The sequence below is a fragment of the Loktanella salsilacus genome, assembly GCF_024206795.1.
Lineage (GTDB): Bacteria > Pseudomonadota > Alphaproteobacteria > Rhodobacterales > Rhodobacteraceae > Loktanella > Loktanella salsilacus.
Genome location: NZ_CP072994.1, coordinates 1,183,547 through 1,204,120, shown reverse-complemented (window position 1 = coordinate 1,204,120; position 20,574 = coordinate 1,183,547). Strand labels below are relative to the sequence as shown.

Here is a 20,574-nt window from a genome sequence, read left to right as displayed (position 1 = left end):
CACCGCGCAATAAAAAGGACCGCCCGCTTGCGCAGACAGTCCTCCTTCTTCTCGTCCCAAATATCCCGGGGGGAAGGCCGCAGGCCGGGGGCAGCGCCCCCAGCACCCTCGCCCTAAAACGCTTACATGTGGATCACACGCCCGTAAGCATCCAGCACGCTTTCGTGCATCATTTCGGACAGTGTTGGATGCGGGAAGACCGTGTTCATCAGGTCTTCTTCGGTCGTCTCTAGCTGGCGGCCGATCACATAACCTTGGATCAGCTCGGTGACTTCCGCGCCGACCATGTGGGCCCCCAGCAGCTCGCCGGTTTTTGCGTCGAACACCGTCTTGATCATGCCCTCAGGCTCGCCCAAGGCGATCGCTTTGCCGTTGCCGATGAAGGGGAATTTCCCAACTTTGACGTCAAAACCCAGCTCTTTTGCTTTCGCTTCGGTGTATCCGACGGACGCGACCTGCGGATAGCAATAGGTGCAGCCCGCGATGCTTTCGGGCTTCACCGCATGCGGGTGGCCGCCCGCGATCAGCTCTGCGACCATGACGCCTTCGTGGGACGCTTTATGCGCCAGCCAAGGCGCGCCGGCGATGTCGCCGATGGCATAAAGCCCCTCGATCCCGGTTCGGCAGTATTCATCGGTCACAACATGGGTGCGGTCGATCTTGACGCCCAGCTCTTCCAGGCCCAGGTTTTCTACGTTGCCGACGATACCCACGGCAGAAATCACGGTATCAAAGACCTTCTTTTCGATCTTGCCGCCAACTTCGATATGCGCCGTGACCTTGCCCGCCTTAGGGTCGCGGTCCAGCTGCTTAACGATGGCCTTTTCCATGATCGTCATGCCCTGCTTGACGAACTGCTTCTTGGCAAAGGCAGAAATCTCGGCGTCCTCGACGGGCAGGATGCGGTCCATAACTTCGACGACGGTCGTATTCGACCCCATCGTGTTAAAGAAGCTGGCAAATTCGATGCCAATCGCGCCCGATCCGATGACCAGCAGATCCTTTGGCATACGCTTGGCCTGCAGCGCATCGCGGTAGGCCCAGACCAGATCGCCGTCGGCCTCTAGTCCCGGCAGGTTGCGCGCGCGGGCGCCGGTGGCCAGAACGATGTTCTTCGCCGTCAGCTCTTCGCTGCCCTTCTCGGTCTTGACCGAAACCTTGCCCTTGGCGGTGATTTTGGCTTCGCCCATGACGACAGAGATTTTGTTTTTCTTCATCAGGTGGCCGATGCCGCCCGACAACTGGCCTGCGACTTTACGCGACCGCGCAACGACGGCGGTCAGGTCAAAGTCCGGCTTTTCCACCGACAGGCCGAATTCCTTGGCGCGGTGCATCAGGTGGAAGACCTCGGACGAGCGCAGCAGCGCCTTTGTCGGGATGCAGCCCCAGTTCAGGCAGATACCGCCCAGATTTTCACGTTCAACGATCACAACCTTCTGGCCCAGTTGCGCTGCACGAATAGCTGCAACATAGCCGCCGGGGCCGGCACCAATCACGATCACATCAAAGTTTTGGGCGGCCATGCGGTCTCTCCTGCGGGTCCGTTGAAAACTGGTTTAATACTGAACTATTATAAGCCGAATGGCCAGAGGTCGCAATCAGGCGTCTGCGGCCTGCAACTGGCGCAGCGCCGTGCCGTAACCGCCACCCGATAAAAACTGCGCCTCTGCCGCTGTGGTCGCGCGGTCCAGCGCGTCATTACGATAGGGGAAACGGCCAAAGTCGCGAATAATCGCGCGGTGCGCGCGGGCGTGGGTCAGATTGCTGCCCCCCGCATCCGGCATCCGGGTGTGGAACAGGCGCACGGCGCGGTCCTGATCGGTCAGGTTTTCCGAATGCATCAGCGGCAGGTAAAAGAACTGCCGCGCGGGCGCATCGATTTGCATATCCCAATCGCGATCAATTGCCATCTTGGCCGCCGCCCGCGCCACCGCGTCGGTGGCAAAGGCGTCGCCTTGGCCCCGGAACATATTGCGCGGGAACTGATCGGTCAGAATGATATAGGCCAGCGTCTCGCTTGGGCAGGTCAGCCAAAGGCCAAGGTGGCCATCCGCCGCGCGATTCCATGTCGCCAAAAACTGGTCACGGATGCGCGCATCCAGCGCATCATCCTGCCGATACCAGTCGGCAGGGCCACATTCATCTAGCCAAAAGGCCAACACATCCTGAGCGGTTTTCACAATATGGCCCTTTTTGTCTGGCGCGATTAGCCTCAGACAAACAGACGGTTGACCCTAAGACAAGTGTTATTCCGCAGGTTCGGCCAGTGCGGCCTCTCCTGTTTCTTCGGCGTCCAAATAGACCTCTTGCGCCATCTCGGCCAAGATCGGCGAGGTGGTCATGGGGAAGTTGGCATAGGTGGTCACATTATCATTGCCGATATCGGCGCGGCTGCGGCGGGTCATCCGAAAGATACCGTACATCCCGACGGCAAACATCAGCACGCCAAGGAACACCCAATATCCGCGCGGCCCCATAGTATCGAGCATATAGCCCAGCGTCAGCGGACCCATGATCGCACCGACACCGTTAATGAACAGCAAACCACCGGATGCAGCGGCCATATCCTCTTTTTCCAAGTAGTCGTTGGTATAGGCGATCAGCAGCGCATACAGCGGGTTCGACGTGCCGCCGACAAGTGCGCCGGATACCACGGCGAGCGTATAGGACGCTGGCCAGAACGCACCGGCCAGGCACCCGACCCCGCCAATCAGCGCCACGGCGATGATCAAAATGCGGCGGTCAAGGCGGTCTGACATCCAGCCGATCGGATACTGCGCTACAAGGGCCGCCAGATAGATGGCCGACACAAACAAAGAAATCTCTCCGACGCTGAAACCTGCCCGCGCGCCGTAAACCGCCGACATGCCGAACTGCGCCGAAAACACGCCGCCCAGCAGGAACATACCGACCGCTGCCAAAGGCGAGGTGCGGATCAACTGCACGACTTTCATCGGCTTAGTGCGGCCAAAGGCGGGCGTCGGTTTGATCGACAAAAGGATGGGCGCAAAGGCCATCGACACCAGCACAGAGGGCACGATGAACAGCACAAAGCCCGACACATCACCGCGCGTGATAATGAATTGCGCAGTCACGATGCCCGCCATCTGCACGATCATATAAAGCGATAGCGCTTGGCCGCGGGTCTCATTGCTGGACGCATCGTTCAGCCAGCTTTCGGCAGTGACGTAAACGCCGCAGAAACAAAAGCCGATGACGACGCGGCCCAGCGTCCAAGCGATCGGATCGGCCAGCACCGGATACATGATCAGCACAGCGGAAATCGTAGACCCCAGCGCGGCAAAGACCCGCACGTGACCGACGCGGCGGATCATTTCGGGTGCCATTTTGGACGCGAATAGAAAGCCGACGAAATAGCCCGACATGACGATCGACAGTTGCAGGGTGCTAAAGCCCTCAATCTCTCCGCGCAGGCCAAGAAGGGTACCTTGCAGGCCGTTGCCGATCATCAGCATGAACATGCCAAGGAAAAGCGCCCAAGAGCTGCCAAGAACTTGTATCATCGCGGGTGCCTTTCGGGCCAGATCTAGTCGCCGTCTATCGGTCCACTTGGGCCGATGTCAGGACTGAAAACGACACCATGTGTCGCTAATGTTCAAGCGTCGCCCTGTGGCAGCAAAAGCGAAGCATCACCATAGGAAAAGAAGCGGTATCGGCTGGATATCGCGTGTTTGTAAACATCACGTATCCGCGACTGCCCCATCAGCGCACTCACCAACATCATCAGCGTCGATTTGGGCAGGTGAAAGTTGGTCATCAGCGCATCAGCGGCGCGGAATTTGAAACCGGGCGTGATAAAGATATCCGTCGGCCCTTCCCACGCCTGAACGCCATCATCGGTTGCGGCGGTTTCGATCAGGCGCAAAGCCGTGGTGCCCACGGGAATGATGCGCCCACCTGCGGCGCGTGTTGCGTTGATCTGGTCAGCGGCGGCCTGCGTCACCTGCCCCCATTCGCTGTGCATTTTATGCTCGCTGACATCATCCACCTTGACCGGCAGGAACGTGCCAGCGCCGACATGCAGCGTCACATGGGTAAACTGCACACCCTTTGCGGCCAACTGGTCCAGCAATGCGGCATCGAAATGCAGTGATGCGGTGGGGGCTGCGACAGCGCCGGTATGGCGGGCCCAAGCGGTTTGGTAGTCTTCCTTATCTGCCGCATCCGCCGGGCGCAGCGCCGCGATATAAGGGGGCAGCGGCATCGCGCCGACCTGCAGCAGGGCCGCATCAAAGTCGTCGCCCGTCAGGTTGAATTGCAGCTCTGCCTGCCCATCGCTGCGCCCGACCACAGTGGCGCGCAGATCATCGCCGAACACAATCTCTTCGCCGTCGCGCACCTTTTTCAGCGGCTTGAGCAGCGCCATCCAATGGGCATCCGGGGTGGGTTGCAGCAACGTCACCTCGATCCGGGCGGCGGTATCACCTGCCTCGCCGCTGCGGTGGCGCAGCCCTTCTAGGCGGGCGGGGATCACCTTGGTGTCGTTCAGGATTATCCGGTCGCCGGGGCGCAGCCAGTCGCCTAGACCCGACACCACCGCATCGGTGATGCTGTCCGGGGTCGCCACCAACAGCCGGGCCGACGTGCGCGGCCGTGCGGGGCGGGTTGCGATCAGGCCTTCCGGCAGGTCGAAATCAAAATCGGACAGTTTCATGGACTTACCTCTGGCACAGGGCGGCGAAAGATTTCGCGGAACATGCCGGGGGTAAAGACCGACAACGGATTCACCCCCACTTGCGGTGCACCGGGTGTGCCGCGCACCGTAAAGTTGAACCCGATCAACCCCTCGCCCTTGCGGGTCAAAAAGCTGCCGATCCCGTTCAGCAGATAGAAGGGGGACACCACCCCCTGAAAATCCACAGCCCGACTGCCGAGCGTGTAGATTCCATCTAGCGAAATGCCAAGCCCCGGCCCCACCGCGCTTGATTGCGTCACGACGATCTGGCTGGGGGTCAGGCGGAATTGCGCGTCCACCTCGTCAAAGGCGAGGCCTTGACCGTCCAGTTGTTGCAGCAGACCCACGACGCTGATGGCGTCCAGCAATTCGGCAATTGCGGGCGCGTCGCGCACCCGCAGTTGCCGCAGGCCCAGCGTGCCGTCGAATGTGCCCGCGTCCCCCGCAGGCACCAAGGTCAGATCCAGCGTTCCGCCAAATGCGCCGTCCAAAAACTTGCCCGCGCGCAGCACCGCGCCCGCGTCGTCCGACCGGATACGCACCGCGCTGCGCCCACGCGATGGCGATACGCTGCCCGCGATCCCGGCTTGGCCGTTGAACAGACCGGTAAAGTCGCCGCCAAAACCGCCCGTGGTGTCGAAATCGCCGCGAAAGCTGGTCAGTTGCAGCCCTTGCGCGATGGTCAAGCTGTCCAGCCGGACGGAAATCGGCAGGCCCTGCCCCGATCCGCCGCCCGCGCCGCCACTACTGCCGCCAAAGCTGGCGCGGCTTAGGTTCAGCGCGCCGCCCAGCACCTCGACCCCGATGCCGCGGCCTCTGCCGCGTCCGCGCAGGGTGACAGCGCCGTCGAACCAATCGCCGACGACGACACGGGACAGGCGCGCGGCATCCAGCTGGTTGCCAGTGGTCAGGCTGACGGCACCTGTCGCCTGCAGACCAGGCGCGCGCAGCGACAACCGCTCGACAGCCGGATTGGCGCCAAGGGTGCCTTTGACCTCTAGCGTGCCGGAACTGCCGCGCGATTTGGTATAGCCGATGGCGGGCACCGACAGGCCCAGCCCAACCAGATCGGACGTCAGGGTAAAGCGCGGGGCCGCGCCCTTGGCCAGCGTCACAGCAAGCTGCCCGGTCCCAGCCCCGCTGACCGTGCGCGCAGGCAGCGCAATACCAAATATTTCAAGCGCTTGCGGGGTGATGTTCACGCGGCCTGTAATCTGTGTGGGTCCCCGATTGGGGCCAAATTCCTGCACGAATTGACCATTGAGCGGCACACCGTCCAGCGTTGCTGGGCCGCTGATCTGCATCCCCGTGCGGTCCACGCTGACTGCCAGATCGCTGGCCGCCAAGGTCCGCCCTTTGACCAGCGTGCTGCTGCGCACGCGGGACAGGTTTGCTGTGGCGTCAAAAGCAATCTCGTCCGGTGCAATCTTAGGCTTCAGCGGCAAGGTCACATGGGCGTGCACCGAAGCGCGCCCATCGGCCAGCGTGACGGGCAAGTTCGCCTTGGTCAGGTATTGGAACGGCGGTTGGTCCAAAATGGCCAGCGTGCCGGTGATGCTGCCACTTGTCGCGACATCCAGCACCATCGGTGCCGATTTGATGCGGATATTGGGGATTTGCAGCACCGATCCCGCTACATCCAGCGCCCCGCCCTGCGGCGCGATGACTTGGCCCTTGTCCAAACGCAGCACGAAGGCGTCATCCGCCAGCGTGGCATAACCCGCGCCATCCACAATCGGCGGCTCTTGTTTCAGGAACCGGACAGAGGCGCCGTCAAAGGCAAAACCTGCGGCCAGCGACGCCTTTTCGCCGGGACGCATCCGCCAACCTGCAACGACGTCCGACAGATCGCCTGCCAAGATATTGTTGGTGAACCAGCGCCGCGTGCCGGGGCGAATACCATCAGGCCACAGGCGCAGCACGTCCGCGGCGCTGAGCGCAGGGCTTTGCAGATCGACGGCGGCATTCCAGCCGTCCGGCGTGGCATTTAGCGCGCCGCTGGCGGTCAGGGTCAAGGACGGGTCGGACAGGCTGATTTGCCCCATATCCAGCCGGAACGGGTCAAGCCGCAGGCGCAGGTCAATGTCAGCCTGATCCAGCGTGATCGGCGCCGGATACAGCCCCGCCGGATTCAGTGCGATATCGGTCAGGGTAAACTGCCCCACCAGCGCATCCGGCAGGCCGCGATCAAAATCGCGGGCCAACGCCTGCCCCCGTGCCTGCAAGCTGCCCCATTCAGACGCGATGCTGACGTTACTAAATTCCAGCCGCTGCGCCTGCGGATCATAGCTAAGCGCGGCCGTGACGCCGTCAAAACGCAGCGGCGCGGTCTGCGGGCCCGGTTGCAACGCGCCTGCACCGATCGTCAGTGTCGCGTTCAAGGGGCCAAGTTCGCCCTGCGCATTCAGACCTGTGCGCAGGCTGGCCGACAGCGGCGCATCAAGCGCGCCAAGGAAACGCAGCGCAGCGGATTGGCTGGCCAGATCGCGGGCCTGTGCGTCAGTTATAGTAATCGCAATCGCGGCGGCGTCACTGCCGCGCGGGCTGTCCAGCCGCAGCCCAAGCCCCGACACACCGCTATCGCCCGCAACCTGCAACTGCGCAGTCGCCGTTGTATTCTGCGCGTCGATGCCAAAGGCAAAGCTGCCGCCCGTTGCGGTCCAGGTCCGGTCTGCCCGCTCGTCCCGGTAGGTGACGTCAAGGCCGTCCAGCGTCAGGCTTTCCAGCGCCGCCAGCACAGGCCGGTCACGCAGCGTGTCGATCTGGCGCACCAGCCCGACAAGGCCGTCCGCCAGCAAAGCGCCATTGCCCGCCTCCGGCAGCATAAATGTCAGCCGCATCTGGCCCTGCGCATCGCGGGTTAGGTCAATCGCCGTGCCCGAAAGGGCCACGCGCTGCACCAAGGCTGCGCGGTCGAACAAAAGCCCGCGCGGGCTGATCGTGGCATCCACCGTGTCGATCTGCGCAAGCGGCGTGCCCGCCGCATCGGCCACCTGCGTTTGATACAATCGCACACGCGGATGCAGGTCCGGCCCCACGCGCAGCGTGATATCGCCAAAGTCGATGCTGCCCCCGCCAAGCATGGTGCTGGCCCGCTCTGCCACCAAATCTGTCACCCAAGACGGCGCAGTAATGTCACGGTCGAACATCATCACAAGCGCGATCACGGCAAAGACGACCGGCAGTACCAGAAGCAACAGCAAGGTGCGAAAGGCATGAAACCCCTTACCCCGGCGGTCGCCGCGCTTGCGCCGCTGGGGCTGCGGTGGCTGATCGGTCTGCGTCATATCCTGCCTTGGCCTGCCTTTGGCTTTATCTTTGCCCACCACAGGCTAAAACGAAACAAGTAAACACATATCCCAAACCCGCGCGAGGAATACCATGCCGTCAGAGTCTAGCCCGCACCCCAGCCAAGGCGATACCGCCCCGGATTTTACACTGCCCCGCGACGGCGGCGCGCAGGTCAGCCTGTCGGACTACGCCGGGCGCAGCGTTGTGCTGTACTTCTATCCGCGCGACGACACCCCAGGCTGCACGACAGAGGCGCTGGATTTTACCGCCGCGGCAGGCGAATTCGCGGCGGCCGGGGCGGTTGTGCTGGGCGTATCAAAGGACCCGGTGGCCAAGCATGACAAGTTTGTCGCCAAGCGCGAACTGGGCATTGCATTGCTGTCGGATGAACACGGCGATGTTTGTGAACGCTACGGCGTGTGGGCGGAAAAGCAGATGTACGGAAAGACGTATTTCGGCATCCAGCGCACAACCTTTCTGATCGGCCCGGACGGCAAAATCGCGCAGGACTGGCATAAGGTAAAGGTGCCGGGGCATGTGGACGCGGTGCTGGCGGCGGCGGTCGCGCTTTGATGCTTTGGGCCATGTTAGATGAGGCGCCTGACATGGGGGCCAGCCCCCATACCCCCGAGGTATTTTCGACCAGAAGAAGGGGGACCGCGCGATGAAATCGCTGGCACAGATGGCGGTCGAGGTTTTGAGCACGGCTGACGGGCGGGCGAAGACGGCGTTGTCACATGCGCATGCGGCAGCTTGGCGCGCTGCGCGGACAGGCGGCGCGCGGCCAGAGGTGGGCACGGCGCAGCCGCCGCTGCATCCGGCGCGGCCCGCCAAGCCAGAATTGCTAAAACCGCGCGATGTGCCGCGGCGCAAGCCCAGCAGCCCAGAGGGGCGGATCGCCATGCTGCATGCGGTGGCGCATATCGAGCTGAATGCGGTCGATCTGCACTGGGACATCATCGCGCGTTTTGCGGATGTGCCCTTGCCGATTGGATTCTTTGACGACTGGGTCAAAGCGGCGGACGAAGAATCGAAGCATTTCAACCTACTCTGCGACTGTCTTGAAGCGCATGGCAGCTTTTATGGTGCGCTGCCCGCCCATGCGGGCATGTGGCAAGCCGCCGAAGAGACCAAGGACGACTTTATGGGGCGGCTTGCCGTGGTGCCGATGGTGCTAGAGGCGCGCGGGCTCGATGTGACTCCCGGTATGATTGAAATCTTTCGCAAGGCAGGCGATTCGCAGGTCGTCGATGCCCTAGAGGTGATTTACGCCGAAGAGGTCCACCACGTCGCCTATGGGTCCAAGTGGTTCCACTTTCTGTGTGGCCGCCATGACTTGGACCCCGTTGTTGTGTTTCACGAGCTTGTCCGGCACTATTTTCACGGCAGTCTGAAGCCGCCTTTTAACGAAGAAAAAAGGGCCGAAGCGGGCCTTCCGCCGGACTTTTACTGGCCGTTGAGCGAGACTCGGTGACGAGCCGCCGGGTTTCGGCGTGATCTCGCCCAAACCCGGCAAATTGTTCCATAATTTTTCAAAAATGTTGCACCCACGCCGCAGGGTGGCTAGACGACGGGTACCGCGGCGGCAAAAGGGTGTGGAACCTTGCTGCGGTGTTACGGGACGGGACAGGGATAATACTAGTGAGATCACGACTGACGCAGGCCATTCATACGCGCCTAGAAGCACGATTTCCTGAAAAACGACTCTTTCTTCGGTCCGACACAGAAACCCGCTTTATCCGCTTGCGGCCATCGCATCAGCTGATCGGCTGGACCGCCGCAACGGCGATTGTCGGCTGGACGATTATCTCGACCGCGATCCTGCTGATGGACAGCATTGGATCGGGCAACTTTCGCGCCCAGGCGCAACGCGACCAGATGATCTATGAGGCGCGCTTGAACGCCCTGTCGTCCGAACGTGATGCCCGCGCTGCCGAAGCTGTCGCTGCCCAGTCCCGGTTCAGCGCCGCCCTTGCCCAGATTTCCACGATGCAATCCGACCTGCTGGCCACCGAAGACAAGCGCCGCGAGCTTGAGACCGGGCTAGAGGTTGTGCAGTCCACGCTGCGTGACACGATGCAGACCCGTAAGGCGCAGGCCACCGAACTGGCCGCCCTGACCGCCGAAGGTGCAGACACCCCCACCCCCGCCGCCCAGACCGCTGTGCAAGAGGGCACTGTCGATTTGCTGGCGACCGCGCTGGCGGAAACGGCCGCAGAGCGTGACAAGATCGCCCAAGACGCCCAATTCGCGCTGGATCATGCCGCAGAGACCGAAAACGAACTGCGCCTGCTGCACGAGCGCAACGATGATATCTTTCGCCAGCTCGAGGACGCGATGACCGTGTCGGTCGAGCCGCTGGAAAAGATGTTCCGCGCCGCCGGCATGAACCCCGACAACATGCTAAGCCAGGTGCGCCGCGGCTACTCCGGCTCTGGCGGCCCGCTGACGCCGCTGTCGTTTTCGACCATGGGCGGCGGACCTGACCCGGACGCGGCACGCGCCAACGGCATCCTAAGCCGTCTGGACGAGATCAACCTGTACCGCATTGCTGCCGAAAAAGCGCCGTTTGACGTGCCTGTCAAAGCCTCTTTCCGCTTCACCTCTGGCTTTGGTCAGCGTTGGGGCCGCCTGCACGCGGGCACCGATTTTGCTGCCCCTGTCGGCACACCCGTTTATGCCACCGCAGACGGCGTCATCGTATCTGCTGGCTGGTCGTCCGGTTATGGCCGCCTGATCAAGATCCAGCACGAGTTTGGCATCGAAACCCGCTACGCACATTTGAACGCGATGCGCGTGTCGGTCGGCCAAAGGGTCTCGCGCGGGGACCGGATTGGTGATATGGGAAATTCTGGACGCTCGACCGGGCCACACCTTCACTATGAGGTGCGTGTCGGCGGCAACCCCGTAAACCCGATGAATTACATAAGAGCTGGACAAGATGTTTTCTAAATCCAAAATCAACGAACCTGGTCCCAAGGCCACTGAAACGCCTGCTCAGCCTGCCACGTCGCCAATCCCGGCCCCAAGCGGCAGCAGCAGCGATTTCAAAGCGAGCGCGCCCAAGGCCAAGCCGCCTGCGTCGATTCTGTCCGCAGACCTGCTGGTTACTGGTAATATGAAGACGACTGGCGACATCCAGATCGAAGGTCAGGTTGATGGCGACATCCGCGCCCACCTGCTGACCATCGGCGAAGGCGCCACCGTCAAGGGTGAAGTCATGGCCGACGACGTCGTGATCCACGGCCGCATCATCGGCCGCGTGCGCGGTCTGAAGGTACGTCTGACATCCACCGCCCGCGTGGAAGGTGACATCATCCACAAGACGATCGCTATCGAATCGGGTGCCCACTTCGAAGGCTCCGTGCAGCGTCAGGACGATCCGCTGACCACTGGCGGCAAAGCCAAGATGCCCACAGGCAGCAGCGGTGCCAGCGCCGCAAGTGCAGAGCCCACAAAGGGCTAAGCTTGCCCGAACATGATACAGCCCAGCGGGCCACGTCTGAAAAGGCGCGGCCCGTTTTCGTGCCGGACTTTAGCACGGAACACCGCCGCCCGCTGATCCTTGCGGCTGCGGTGCTTGCTTCGTCGATGGGGTTCATTGATGGCACCGTCGTCAGCATTGCGATCCCGGCGATCCGCAGCACGCTGGGGGCGACGCTGGATCAGGCGACGTGGATCAACAACGCTTACATGGTGGCCCTGTCAGCGCTGATCCTGACGGGCGGTGCATTTGGCGACCGCTTTGGTCTGGCGCGGGTGTTCAGCCTTGGCGTGGGGCTGTTCCTGCTGACATCGCTCGCCTGCGCCCTTGCCCCGACCCCTGACACACTGATCGCCGCGCGGCTCGCGCAGGGGGTGGGCGCATCGCTGATGATTCCGGGTGCGCTGGCCATGATCAGCCGCGCCTATCCGCGCGATGTGCGGGGCCGCGCCATTGGCATGTGGGCCGCGGCATCCGGCTTGACCACCGCCGCCGGGCCGCTGATTGGCGGCTTGATCCTCTCCACCTTCGGAGAGGACGCCTGGCGCTATATCTTTGCGATCAACCTGCCGCTGGGCATCATCGCGCTAGTCCTTGTCCGGCGCGGCGTCGTCAAAGATGCCCGCCGAAGCGGAGAGCCGATTGACGCCATAGGCGCAGCGCTGGCTGTCGCGGGCCTTGGCCTGCTGGCGTGGACGCTGACGCACTTAGAGGCGTCCAATGACATCCGCATCACCATTGTGACCGGCATCGCCGGTGTGATCGCGCTGACGGCCTTTATCCTGCACGAAGGGCGCACGCCGCAGCCGATGATGCCGCTACGCCTGTTTGCCAACCCGGCCTTCAGCGCGGCGAACCTTGCGACGTTCCTGTTGTATTTCGGGATGAGCGCGATCCTGTTTTTCCTGCCCATGCTGACCGTCGTTGGCTGGGGCCTGTCAGAGTTCAAGACGATCTTTGCCTTTGGCCCGCTGTCCGGTTTCATCGCCCTGCTATCCACCCGCTTTGGCCGGCTTGCAGACCGGCGCGGGCCGGGTCCGGTCATTGCCGTGGGGGCCTGCGTGGTGGCCATTGGATATGCGGTCTTGGCGCTGGTTGTGGACGGGCGGGATTTTTGGTTCGGCGTTTTGCCCGCCATGGGCATCGTCGGCTTTGGCATGAGCATGGTCGTCGCCCCCCTATCCACCGCCGTCATGGTCGCGGCGGGTGACGGGCAATCAGGCATCGCGTCAGGCATCAACAACGCGATCAGCCGCATCGGCGGGCTAACCGCCGTGGCCGCCATGAGCTCTGTCGCGACGATCGCTTATAATCTGTCGGGCGGGCCTGCCAGCTTTGGCGAACGTGCGGCGGGGGATGCGCATACGGCCGCAATGGGCAGCGCCTTTGCCGCCATCGTCTGGGTCGCAGCAGGCTTTGCCGCCATCGCCGCGCTGGCCGCCGCTTACGGCATCAGGCGGCGTTAAGCGCGTGCCAGCCTGTCGCCAGCTGCAATAGGCCCAGATCGTCCCGCGACTGCCCAATCAGTTGCAGGCCCATGGGACGCCCTTTTGACAGTGGCAACGGTACAGCGACGGAGGGCAGGCCGATCAGGCTGACGGGCACGACGACCTCCATCCAGCGGTGATAGCTGTCCATCTTTTGCCCTGCGATATCCTGCGGATAAGCCCAGTCAATCGGGAACGGCCAGCATTGCGCCGTGGGCAGCACGAGGGCATCAAAGTCATTGAATAGCTTCGCCGCGGCCCGGAACCAGTCGGACCGGATCAGGCTAGCGCGCTGGATCTGGGTGCCGCTTAGCGCCCGTCCCCGCTCGATTTCCCAAATAGCGGTATCCTTCAGCGCGGCGCGCATCGCTGGCTGGTCGTAAAGCGGACCGAGGGAGGCTGCGACAGCGTAGCTGCGCAGCGTGGTCCAGCTGTCCCAAAGCGCCGCCGCGCTGAAGGGCGGCGCGACGTCCGTGACATGGCACCCCAGATCGGCAAAGCGCGCGATTTGCGCGGCGCAGTGGTCCGTCACCCCGTCCGCCACCGGGTAGGCACCGCCCCAATCGCCCAGCCAGCCGATCCTTTTCCCGCGCAAATCCGTATCAAGCAGCGCGGCCAACGGGGTGTGATCCAGCCCATGCGGCTGGCGCGAATCAGGTCCGGCCATGGTATCCAGCAGCAGCGCCAAATCACGCGGATGGCGCGCCATGGGACCATTGGTCGACAGCGGATGCAGCATTAAATCGCCAACCGGCTCTGACGGCACCCGGCCCCATGTGGGCCGCATGCCATAAACGCCGTTCCAGCCTGCTGGATTACGCAAGCTGCCCATCATGTCAGACCCATCAGCGATAGCGATCATCCCTGACGCCAGCGCAACCGCCGCCCCGCCAGAGCTGCCGCCCGCGCTGTGCCCCGGCATCAGCGCATTCTGCGTCGCGCCAAAGACGGGATTAAAGGTATGGCTGCCAAGGCCGAATTCAGGCGTATTCGTCTTGCCGATGACAATAGCCCCGGCGTCCTGCATCCGCTGCACCATGATATCGCTGGTGGCTGCGATCCGGTCCTTCAGCGCGGGCGATCCCATCGTCGTGGGCAAGCCCGCAGCGTTTGACAGATCCTTGACCGCCAGCGGCATGCCGTGCAGCCAGCCCTTGCGCGGGCCCGCGTCTGCGGCTGCGGCATCGCGCATCAGCACATCCGCATCCCGCAGGGACACGATAGCATTCAGGTCGGGATTGCGCGCGGCGATCCGGTCCAGCGTCGCCGCCATCAAGGCCGTCGCCGTCAGATCGCCCTTGTCCAAGGCTGCGGAAATGGCAAAGGCGGGTTGGTCAAGAAAATCATTCATGACCGCATCAGACACTGCCGCCTGCCCGCTGGCAAGCGTGCGTCTTTAGTCCTCGAGGTTCGCCTCTGCCCGGCTTTTGCCGCTGACGTCCATCGCCAGCGTCGCCGCCATCAGCGCATCCAGATCGCCGTCCAGCACGCCAGAGGTGTCAGATGTCTCGTACCGGGTGCGCAGGTCTTTCACCATCTGGTAAGGCTGCAACACGTAGGACCGGATCTGGTTGCCCCAGCCTGCGTCACCCTTGTTGTCATGCGCCTCGTTGATGGCTGCGTTCCGCTTATCCAGTTCCATCTGATACAGACGCGACTTCAGCGCCTTCATGGCGATATCGCGGTTCTGGTGCTGGGATTTTTCCGACGACGTCACGACGATACCCGTGGGGTGGTGCGTGATCCGCACGGCCGAGTCGGTCGTGTTCACGTGCTGACCGCCCGCGCCGGACGACCGGTAGGTGTCGATGCGGATATCTTTGTCCTGCACTTCAATCTCGATATTGTCGTCCACCACGGGATAGACCCAGACAGAGCTAAAGGACGTGTGCCGCTTGGCCGCAGAATCGTAAGGCGAAATGCGGACAAGGCGGTGCACGCCGGATTCGGATTTCAGCCAGCCGTAAGCATTAGGGCCGGAAATCTTGTAGGCGGCGGATTTGATGCCGACTTCTTCGCCCGCGCTTTCGGACTGCAGCTCGACCTTATAGCCCTTCTTTTCTGCCCAGCGGACATACATCCGCGCCAGCATATTGGCCCAGTCACAGGACTCGGTGCCCCCAGCGCCGGCGTTGATTTCAAGGAAGGTATCGTTGCCGTCCGCCTCGCCGTTCAGCAGCGCTTCAAGCTCTTTTTCAGCGGCTTTGACTTTCAGCGCGGCAAGGGCAGCTTCGGCCTCTGTCACGATCTCGGCGTCGTCTTCCATCTCGCCCATCTCGATCAGCTCGACGTTGTCGGCCAGTTCCTGACGGATACCTTCATAGCTGCCCATCGAATCGACCAGCATCTGCCGTTCGCGCATCAGCTTTTGCGCGTGTGCGGGATCGTCCCACAGGGTCGGGTCTTCGACGCGGGCGTCAAATTCTTCGAGCCGGTGCGGCGCGGTGTCATAATCCAGCCGCTGCGCCAGCAGGGTCAGCGACTTTTTGATCGCTTCGATGGTGTTCTGAGTTTCGGCGCGCATGGGCTTGATCCTTCGACGGGCAAATTGCATCGCCCAGACACGGGCGGCTGCGGGGCGGGTCTAACCCGCCGCCGCGCTTACGGCAAGGGAATGGCTAGTAAAGCCCGCCCGAGGACAGCGTGCCAAAGGTGGCCTTGGGCCCCACCGTCGCGGTGCCGCCCGTGCTGGTGGTGACCTGACGCGCAGCGCGGGGCACTTCGTCGACCAGCGGCAAATCGGCCGCCATGGCGAAACCACCATCGAAGGTGATGCCAAAGATCGGCTCTTCGCCCGGACGGAAGCATTCAGCGATCACGTTGTCGCCGCTGGCCCCATCACCCAGACGCGCGCCGGAAAAGCGGTCGATGTTGATGAATTGACAATCGGCCGGCACATGGAACGCGCCGCCGCCGTATTTCTTGATCGCCTTGCCCATGAAAGCGTTGAACACCGGCGCACAAATGCCGCCGCCGGACGCCGATTTGCCCATGGGGCGCGGGTTGTCGAAACCGATGTAGCAGCCCGCGACGATGTTGGAGGAAAAGCCGACAAACCACGCGTCTTTTTCGTCGTTCGTCGTACCGGTTTTACCCGCGATAGGCACAGGCAGATTGATCGCGTTCTTGGCGGTGCCGCGTTTGACGACGCCTTCCATCATGGACGTCAGCTGATAGGCCGTGATTTCGTTCATCACGCGCTGGCGATTGCTGGTGATGCGCGGGGCTTCACCGCTGGGCAGGCTGGCCAATTGGCAGTCTTCGCAAACGCGCTGATCGTGGCGATAAACGGTGTTGCCATAGCGGTCCTGCACCCGGTCCACGAGGGTCGGTTCTACCCGCTCGCCGCCATTGGCGAACATGGCGTAGGCGGCGACCATCTTGAACAATGTCGTCTCATCCGAGCCGAGGGACGCGGCCAGCACACGGTTCATGTGATCGTAGACGCCGAATTTCTCGGCGTAGTTGGCCACAGTGTCGATGCCGACCTCTTGCGCCAAACGCACGGTCATCAGGTTGCGCGATTGTTCAATACCGGTCCGCAGCGGGGTCGGACCGTAGAATTTGTTCGAATAGTTCTGCGGGCGCCAGACGCCTTGGGGTGTGTTAATTTCAATCGGGGCGTCGACGACGACCGTTGCGGGGGAATAACCCGAATCTAGCGCGGCCGCGTAAACAAAAGGTTTAAAGCTAGAGCCTGGCTGACGCTTTGCCTGTGTGGCGCGGTTGAACACCGACGCCTGATAGGAAAAGCCGCCCTGCATCGCCAAAACGCGGCCCGTGTTCACGTCCATCGCCATGAACGCGCCTTGCACTTGCGGCACTTGGCGCAGCGTCCAGCGGATGAATGCGCCGTCGCTGTCCTGCGTCATGCGGCGGATCAGCACGACATCGCCGGCGGTGAAATTGTCGGCAAAGCTGCCCTTCATCCAGGCGATATCGTCGCGCGGCACGGTAAAGGGTTCGGCTTCGGTTTCCTCGACGCCCTCAATGCCGACGCGCATGCTGGCGTCGCCAACCTCTAGCACGACGGCGGGGAACCATTCGTTTTCCAGCGTGATGTCGCGGGGGACTTCGGTTTCGGCCAAGGCTTTGCGCCAATCGGCTTCGGTGCCAAGCAAGGACGCATCAATCGTCTTGCCCGTACCGCGCCAGGTCCCCTGCCCGCGGTCATAGCTTTCCAGCGCGCGTTGCAGCGCATGAGCAGCCTCGACCTGCAGGTCAGCGTCAACTGTCGCGCGGATCGCAAGACCGCCAGAAAAGAATTCATCCTCGCCGAAGTTCTGGCTGAGCTGGCGGCGGATTTCGTCGGTGAAATAGTCGCGCGGCGGCAGTTCGGACCGAAAGCTTTCGTAGTCCCCCGATTGCACGGTGCGCAGCGGCGTGGCTTTTGCGGTCTCGTAGGCCGCGTCCTCGATATAGCCGTTTTCCCACATTTCGCGCAGGACAAAGTCGCGCCGCGCGATGGACCGGTCGTATTGGCGCACTGGGTCGTAGTCAGACGGGGCCTTAGGCAGCACGGCCAGATAAGCGGCCTCTTCCACGGTCAGATCGGACAGGGATTTGTTGAAATAGGTCAGCGACGCAGCGGTGACGCCATAGCTGTTTTTGCCAAGGAAAATCTCGTTCAGGTAAAGCTCTAGGATCTTGTCCTTGGGCATCGCCCCCTCGATCCGGGTGGCGAGGATGATTTCCTTGATCTTGCGCTCGACCGAGCGGGAACCGTCGAGCAGGAAGTTCTTCATCACCTGCTGGGTAATGGTCGATGCGCCGCGCACGTCTTCGCCGCGCGATTTGACTGCTGCGACCAAAGCCGCCGCCATACCGCCGGCGTCGTAGCCGCCGTGGGTGTAAAAATTCTTATCCTCGGCGCTGATGAACGCTTGTTTCACCATGTCGGGGATGTCTTCGGCGGGGGTGAACAGGCGGCGTTCGACGGCGAATTCGTCGATGATCTGCCCTTCGCCCGAATAGATCCGGCTGATGGTTTTCGGCGTGTATTGCGCCAGCGTGTCATAGGATGGCAAATCGCGGCCATACATATAGAAAATGCCGCCAAGACCCAGCGCCGCCATGACAAGCCCAAGGCACAGCATCGAAAAGATGCCGCCGAAAAATGACATGATAAAGCGGAGCATGGCCGAAGACCCTTCTGTCGGATTGGCCCGCTTATAGGGCGGCCCCCGGCTGGCGTCAAAAGCAGAACAGCGCAGTTTGCGTGAATACCTCCCTAAATCGGGGTCACATTAGCGCCAGCCGTCTTAATAATCCGTTATTGCCGCTTGAGCGGTGCGCGGGCAGCCTCGGCTTTGGCCCAGTCTTGCAAGGCGGCGGTGATGCCCGCCACGATAGGCGCGCGGCCCTGCGGCGTGGACAAGGCGGTGCGGTCGGCGGCATTGGACAGAAAACCAGCCTCGAGCAGGACAGACGGAAAGTCGGCGGCGTTCAGCACGGCAAGGCGCCCTTCACGGCGCGGGCGGCTGTTGACACCAGCGCCAGTGCTGCGCAGGCCCGTGATCAGCGCATCCGCCAGACGGCGGGACGCGGGCGTGGTTTCGGCGCGGGCCATGTCCATTAGCACGGTGGCGACGCGGTCATCCTGCCCGGTCAGGTCCAGCCCGGTCAGCAGATCGCCGCGCTCGTGCCGCTCTGCCATGCGCTGCGCGGCGCGGTCCTGCCCTTCGGCGTTGAGGGTATAGGCAGAGGCCCCGCGGGTGACATCATCGTCCAGCGCATCGGCGTGCAGCGACAGCATGACGCCAGCGCCAGCGGCGCGGGCGATGGTCATGCGTTCTTCGAGCGGGACAAAGTCGTCGGCGTTGCGGGTCAGCACGGCGCGCAGGGTGCCGCTGCGGTTGATCGCCTCGGCAACCTCGATCCCCAGTTGCAGCATCAAATCCGCCTCGTGGATTTTGCCGCGCGTGGCCCCGGGGTCAACGCCGCCGTGGCCGGGGTCAATGGCGACAACCAGCGGCCCGCTGCGCTGGATGGGCGCGTCAAGGCTGACATCGGGGGTGTCCGGTGCATCCGGCGCGCCCGCGCTGGCGGCAAAGCTGGCCGCATCTGTCGGCATCATACGCAGGCTGAGCCGCGCAGCCCCGGTTTGGTCATCCACCGTCAGCCCCGCCTGCGCCACGGCGAGCGGGCTGCCCAAGGTCACGATCAGACGCGACCAGCCGGGGCGCAATGGGCCAAAGCTGACGTCCGTCGCGATCCCGTATTGCCACAAATCTTCGGGGATCAGGCCGCCAAAGTCGATTTCGCGAAAGTCGACGACCACGCGCATCGGATCGGCCAGCGTGAACACGCGGTACGGCACGGTCTGGCTTAGCTGTAGATCGATGCGCAGCCCCTGCCCTTCGTCCGCGATCCGGCTGGTCGCCGGGTCAATACGGGCAAGCGCTGAAAAATCCTGCGCCGCCGCAGGTGCGGCCAGCAACAGGCAAAGCGCCAGTGTGCGGATCATCCGCGTGCGGCCATGTAGCGGCGCAGACGCTCTAGCCCTTCGGCCATGTCGGCGGTGCGTCCGGCATAGGAAAAGCGCAGCCAGCGGTGGCCGTGGATCGGATCGAAATCCAGCCCCGGCGTCACAGCAACGCCTGCCTTGTCCAAAATATCGGCGGCCATGGCCCCGCTGTCATCCGAATGGGCCGAGATATCGGCGTAGATATAGAACGCGCCGTCCGGCGGCGCGATGGTGTCAAAGCCCGCCTGCGCCAGACCGTCCAGCAACAGCGTGCGGTTCGCCTGGTAGACGCTCAGGTTCGCGTCCAGCTCTTCCCGGCAATCCATCGCGTGCAACGCAAGGCGCTGGCTGGCGTGGGACGCGCAGATGAACATGTTCTGCGCCAGACGTTCCACCGTGCGAACGTGATCCTGCGGCACAACCATCCAGCCACAGCGCCAGCCGGTCATGCTGAAATACTTGGAAAAGCTGTTGATCACATAGGTGTCCTGCGTGACCTCAAGCGCGGAAACCGCCCGCGTGCCGTAACCGATGCCGTGATAAATCTCGTCCGAGATCAAGGCCGCATCGCGGGCAGAGCAGGCGTCGGCCAGCGCGGTCAGCTCGCCCTTATTCAGCATAGTGCCCGTGGGGTTCGCGGGGGAGGCAACGATCAAACCTGCCAAATCGTGGGCGGCGATGTCTTCGGGCTGCGGCTGATAGCGGCCGCGGGCGCGGGTTTCAATCTCGACCGGTTGCAGGCCCATTGCCTTTAGAATCTGGCGATAGCTGGGATAGCAGGGCAGCCCCAGCCCGACCCGCTCGCCATTGTCGAACAGCGCCGAAAATGCCAGCACAAAGGCGCCAGAGGCCCCGGCCGTGACCACGACCCGGCCCGGATCAAGGTCGACGTCATAGATATCGCCGTAATGCTGGGCGATGCGGCGGCGCAGCGCTGGCAGGCCAAGGCCGACGGTATAGCCCAGCGGCGTTTCCAGATCAGCCTTGAGCGCCTCTAGCGCCGCGATGGGCGCGCCAGTGCCAGGCTGGCCGACTTCCATGTGAATGATCGACCGGCCTGCGTCCTCTGCGGCGCGGGCGGCTTCCATGACGTCCATCACGATAAAGGGATCAACATTCCCCCGGGTTGAGCTGCGCATCTTATGCCCCT

The 20,574-nt window shown here is 62.8% G+C and carries 15 protein-coding genes; 5 read left to right on the top strand and 10 right to left on the bottom strand.

What is annotated here, in order from left to right; translation table 11 throughout:
- Window positions 1–122 precede the first annotated feature (122 nt).
- The 5 genes from lpdA to KBW81_RS05965 all read right to left on the bottom strand — a co-directional run bounded on the left by lpdA (window position 123) and on the right by KBW81_RS05965 (window position 7,983).
- A complete protein-coding gene (gene lpdA / locus KBW81_RS05985) occupies window positions 123–1,523 on the bottom strand; it encodes a dihydrolipoyl dehydrogenase (RefSeq protein ID WP_254248674.1) in 1,401 nt (466 codons plus the stop codon).
- A 75-nt stretch (window positions 1,524–1,598) separates the two neighbouring features.
- Window positions 1,599–2,180: a DUF924 family protein gene (locus tag KBW81_RS05980; RefSeq protein WP_254248673.1), complete on the bottom strand. Its 582-nt coding sequence runs from the start codon at window positions 2,178–2,180 to the stop codon at window positions 1,599–1,601.
- 66 nt (window positions 2,181–2,246) lie between these two features.
- Complete coding sequence (locus KBW81_RS05975; RefSeq protein WP_090184023.1) at window positions 2,247–3,524, bottom strand: MFS transporter; 1,278 nt, start codon at window positions 3,522–3,524, stop codon at window positions 2,247–2,249.
- Between the two features lie 92 nt (window positions 3,525–3,616).
- Complete coding sequence (queA, locus tag KBW81_RS05970; protein ID WP_254248672.1) at window positions 3,617–4,675, bottom strand: tRNA preQ1(34) S-adenosylmethionine ribosyltransferase-isomerase QueA; 1,059 nt, start codon at window positions 4,673–4,675, stop codon at window positions 3,617–3,619.
- Window positions 4,672–7,983 (bottom strand): YhdP family protein, encoded by a 3,312-nt coding sequence (locus KBW81_RS05965; protein ID WP_254248671.1) that lies wholly within the window; start codon window positions 7,981–7,983, stop codon window positions 4,672–4,674. Before KBW81_RS05965 ends, queA begins: the two co-directional genes overlap by 4 nt.
- 94 nt (window positions 7,984–8,077) lie before the next feature.
- Here KBW81_RS05965 and bcp point away from each other — a divergent pair, with 94 nt between their 5' ends.
- The 5 genes from bcp (at window position 8,078) to KBW81_RS05940 (ending at window position 12,937) form a co-directional block, all read left to right on the top strand.
- A complete protein-coding gene (gene bcp / locus KBW81_RS05960) occupies window positions 8,078–8,560 on the top strand; it encodes a thioredoxin-dependent thiol peroxidase (protein ID WP_254248670.1) in 483 nt (160 codons plus the stop codon).
- 91 nt (window positions 8,561–8,651) lie between these two features.
- Entirely contained in the window at window positions 8,652–9,461 is an 810-nt protein-coding gene (locus KBW81_RS05955) for a ferritin-like domain-containing protein (RefSeq protein WP_254248669.1), read from the top strand.
- A gap of 167 nt (window positions 9,462–9,628) precedes the next feature.
- Complete coding sequence (locus tag KBW81_RS05950) at window positions 9,629–10,939, top strand: M23 family metallopeptidase (protein WP_090184036.1); 1,311 nt, start codon at window positions 9,629–9,631, stop codon at window positions 10,937–10,939.
- The gene (locus tag KBW81_RS05945; RefSeq protein ID WP_254248668.1) at window positions 10,929–11,453 is read left to right on the top strand and encodes a bactofilin family protein; all 525 of its coding nucleotides are present in this window, start codon (window positions 10,929–10,931) and stop codon (window positions 11,451–11,453) included. Before KBW81_RS05950 ends, KBW81_RS05945 begins: the two co-directional genes overlap by 11 nt.
- Before the next feature lie 2 nt (window positions 11,454–11,455).
- Window positions 11,456–12,937: an MFS transporter gene (locus tag KBW81_RS05940; protein ID WP_254248667.1), complete on the top strand. Its 1,482-nt coding sequence runs from the start codon at window positions 11,456–11,458 to the stop codon at window positions 12,935–12,937.
- On the opposite strand, the gene KBW81_RS05935 is transcribed toward KBW81_RS05940, so the two are convergent.
- The 5 genes from KBW81_RS05935 to KBW81_RS05915 all read right to left on the bottom strand — a co-directional run bounded on the left by KBW81_RS05935 (window position 12,924) and on the right by KBW81_RS05915 (window position 20,563).
- Complete coding sequence (locus KBW81_RS05935) at window positions 12,924–14,309, bottom strand: amidase (protein ID WP_254248666.1); 1,386 nt, start codon at window positions 14,307–14,309, stop codon at window positions 12,924–12,926. The genes KBW81_RS05940 and KBW81_RS05935 overlap by 14 nt on opposite strands.
- Before the next feature lie 45 nt (window positions 14,310–14,354).
- Window positions 14,355–15,482, bottom strand: a complete 1,128-nt coding sequence (gene prfB, locus KBW81_RS05930) for a peptide chain release factor 2 (RefSeq protein ID WP_090184041.1) — start codon at window positions 15,480–15,482, stop codon at window positions 14,355–14,357.
- 94 nt (window positions 15,483–15,576) lie between these two features.
- The gene (locus KBW81_RS05925; protein ID WP_254248665.1) at window positions 15,577–18,096 is read right to left on the bottom strand and encodes a penicillin-binding protein 1A; all 2,520 of its coding nucleotides are present in this window, start codon (window positions 18,094–18,096) and stop codon (window positions 15,577–15,579) included.
- A 134-nt stretch (window positions 18,097–18,230) separates the two neighbouring features.
- The gene (locus KBW81_RS05920; protein WP_254248664.1) at window positions 18,231–19,424 is read right to left on the bottom strand and encodes an N-acetylmuramoyl-L-alanine amidase; all 1,194 of its coding nucleotides are present in this window, start codon (window positions 19,422–19,424) and stop codon (window positions 18,231–18,233) included.
- On the bottom strand, window positions 19,421–20,563 hold the full coding sequence (locus KBW81_RS05915) for a pyridoxal phosphate-dependent aminotransferase (RefSeq protein WP_254248663.1): 1,143 nt from the start codon (window positions 20,561–20,563) through the stop codon (window positions 19,421–19,423). Before KBW81_RS05915 ends, KBW81_RS05920 begins: the two co-directional genes overlap by 4 nt.
- Window positions 20,564–20,574 lie beyond the last annotated feature (11 nt).

Bases quoted from the DNA above. Each gene is read 5' to 3' on its own strand.
- KBW81_RS05965 (WP_254248671.1), bottom strand. From the start codon at position 7,983: ATGACGCAGACCGATCAGCCACCGCAGCCCCAGCGGCGCAAGCGCGGC.
- queA (WP_254248672.1), bottom strand. From the start codon at position 4,675: ATGAAACTGTCCGATTTTGATTTCGACCTGCCGGAAGGCCTGATCGCA.
- KBW81_RS05955 (WP_254248669.1), top strand. From the start codon at position 8,652: ATGAAATCGCTGGCACAGATGGCGGTCGAGGTTTTGAGCACGGCTGAC.
- KBW81_RS05915 (WP_254248663.1), bottom strand. From the start codon at position 20,563: ATGCGCAGCTCAACCCGGGGGAATGTTGATCCCTTTATCGTGATGGAC.
- lpdA (WP_254248674.1), bottom strand. From the start codon at position 1,523: ATGGCCGCCCAAAACTTTGATGTGATCGTGATTGGTGCCGGCCCCGGC.
- prfB (WP_090184041.1), bottom strand. From the start codon at position 15,482: ATGCGCGCCGAAACTCAGAACACCATCGAAGCGATCAAAAAGTCGCTG.
- KBW81_RS05935 (WP_254248666.1), bottom strand. From the start codon at position 14,309: ATGAATGATTTTCTTGACCAACCCGCCTTTGCCATTTCCGCAGCCTTG.
- bcp (WP_254248670.1), top strand. From the start codon at position 8,078: ATGCCGTCAGAGTCTAGCCCGCACCCCAGCCAAGGCGATACCGCCCCG.
- KBW81_RS05975 (WP_090184023.1), bottom strand. From the start codon at position 3,524: ATGATACAAGTTCTTGGCAGCTCTTGGGCGCTTTTCCTTGGCATGTTC.
- KBW81_RS05945 (WP_254248668.1), top strand. From the start codon at position 10,929: ATGTTTTCTAAATCCAAAATCAACGAACCTGGTCCCAAGGCCACTGAA.
- KBW81_RS05925 (WP_254248665.1), bottom strand. From the start codon at position 18,096: ATGCTCCGCTTTATCATGTCATTTTTCGGCGGCATCTTTTCGATGCTG.
- KBW81_RS05920 (WP_254248664.1), bottom strand. From the start codon at position 19,424: ATGATCCGCACACTGGCGCTTTGCCTGTTGCTGGCCGCACCTGCGGCG.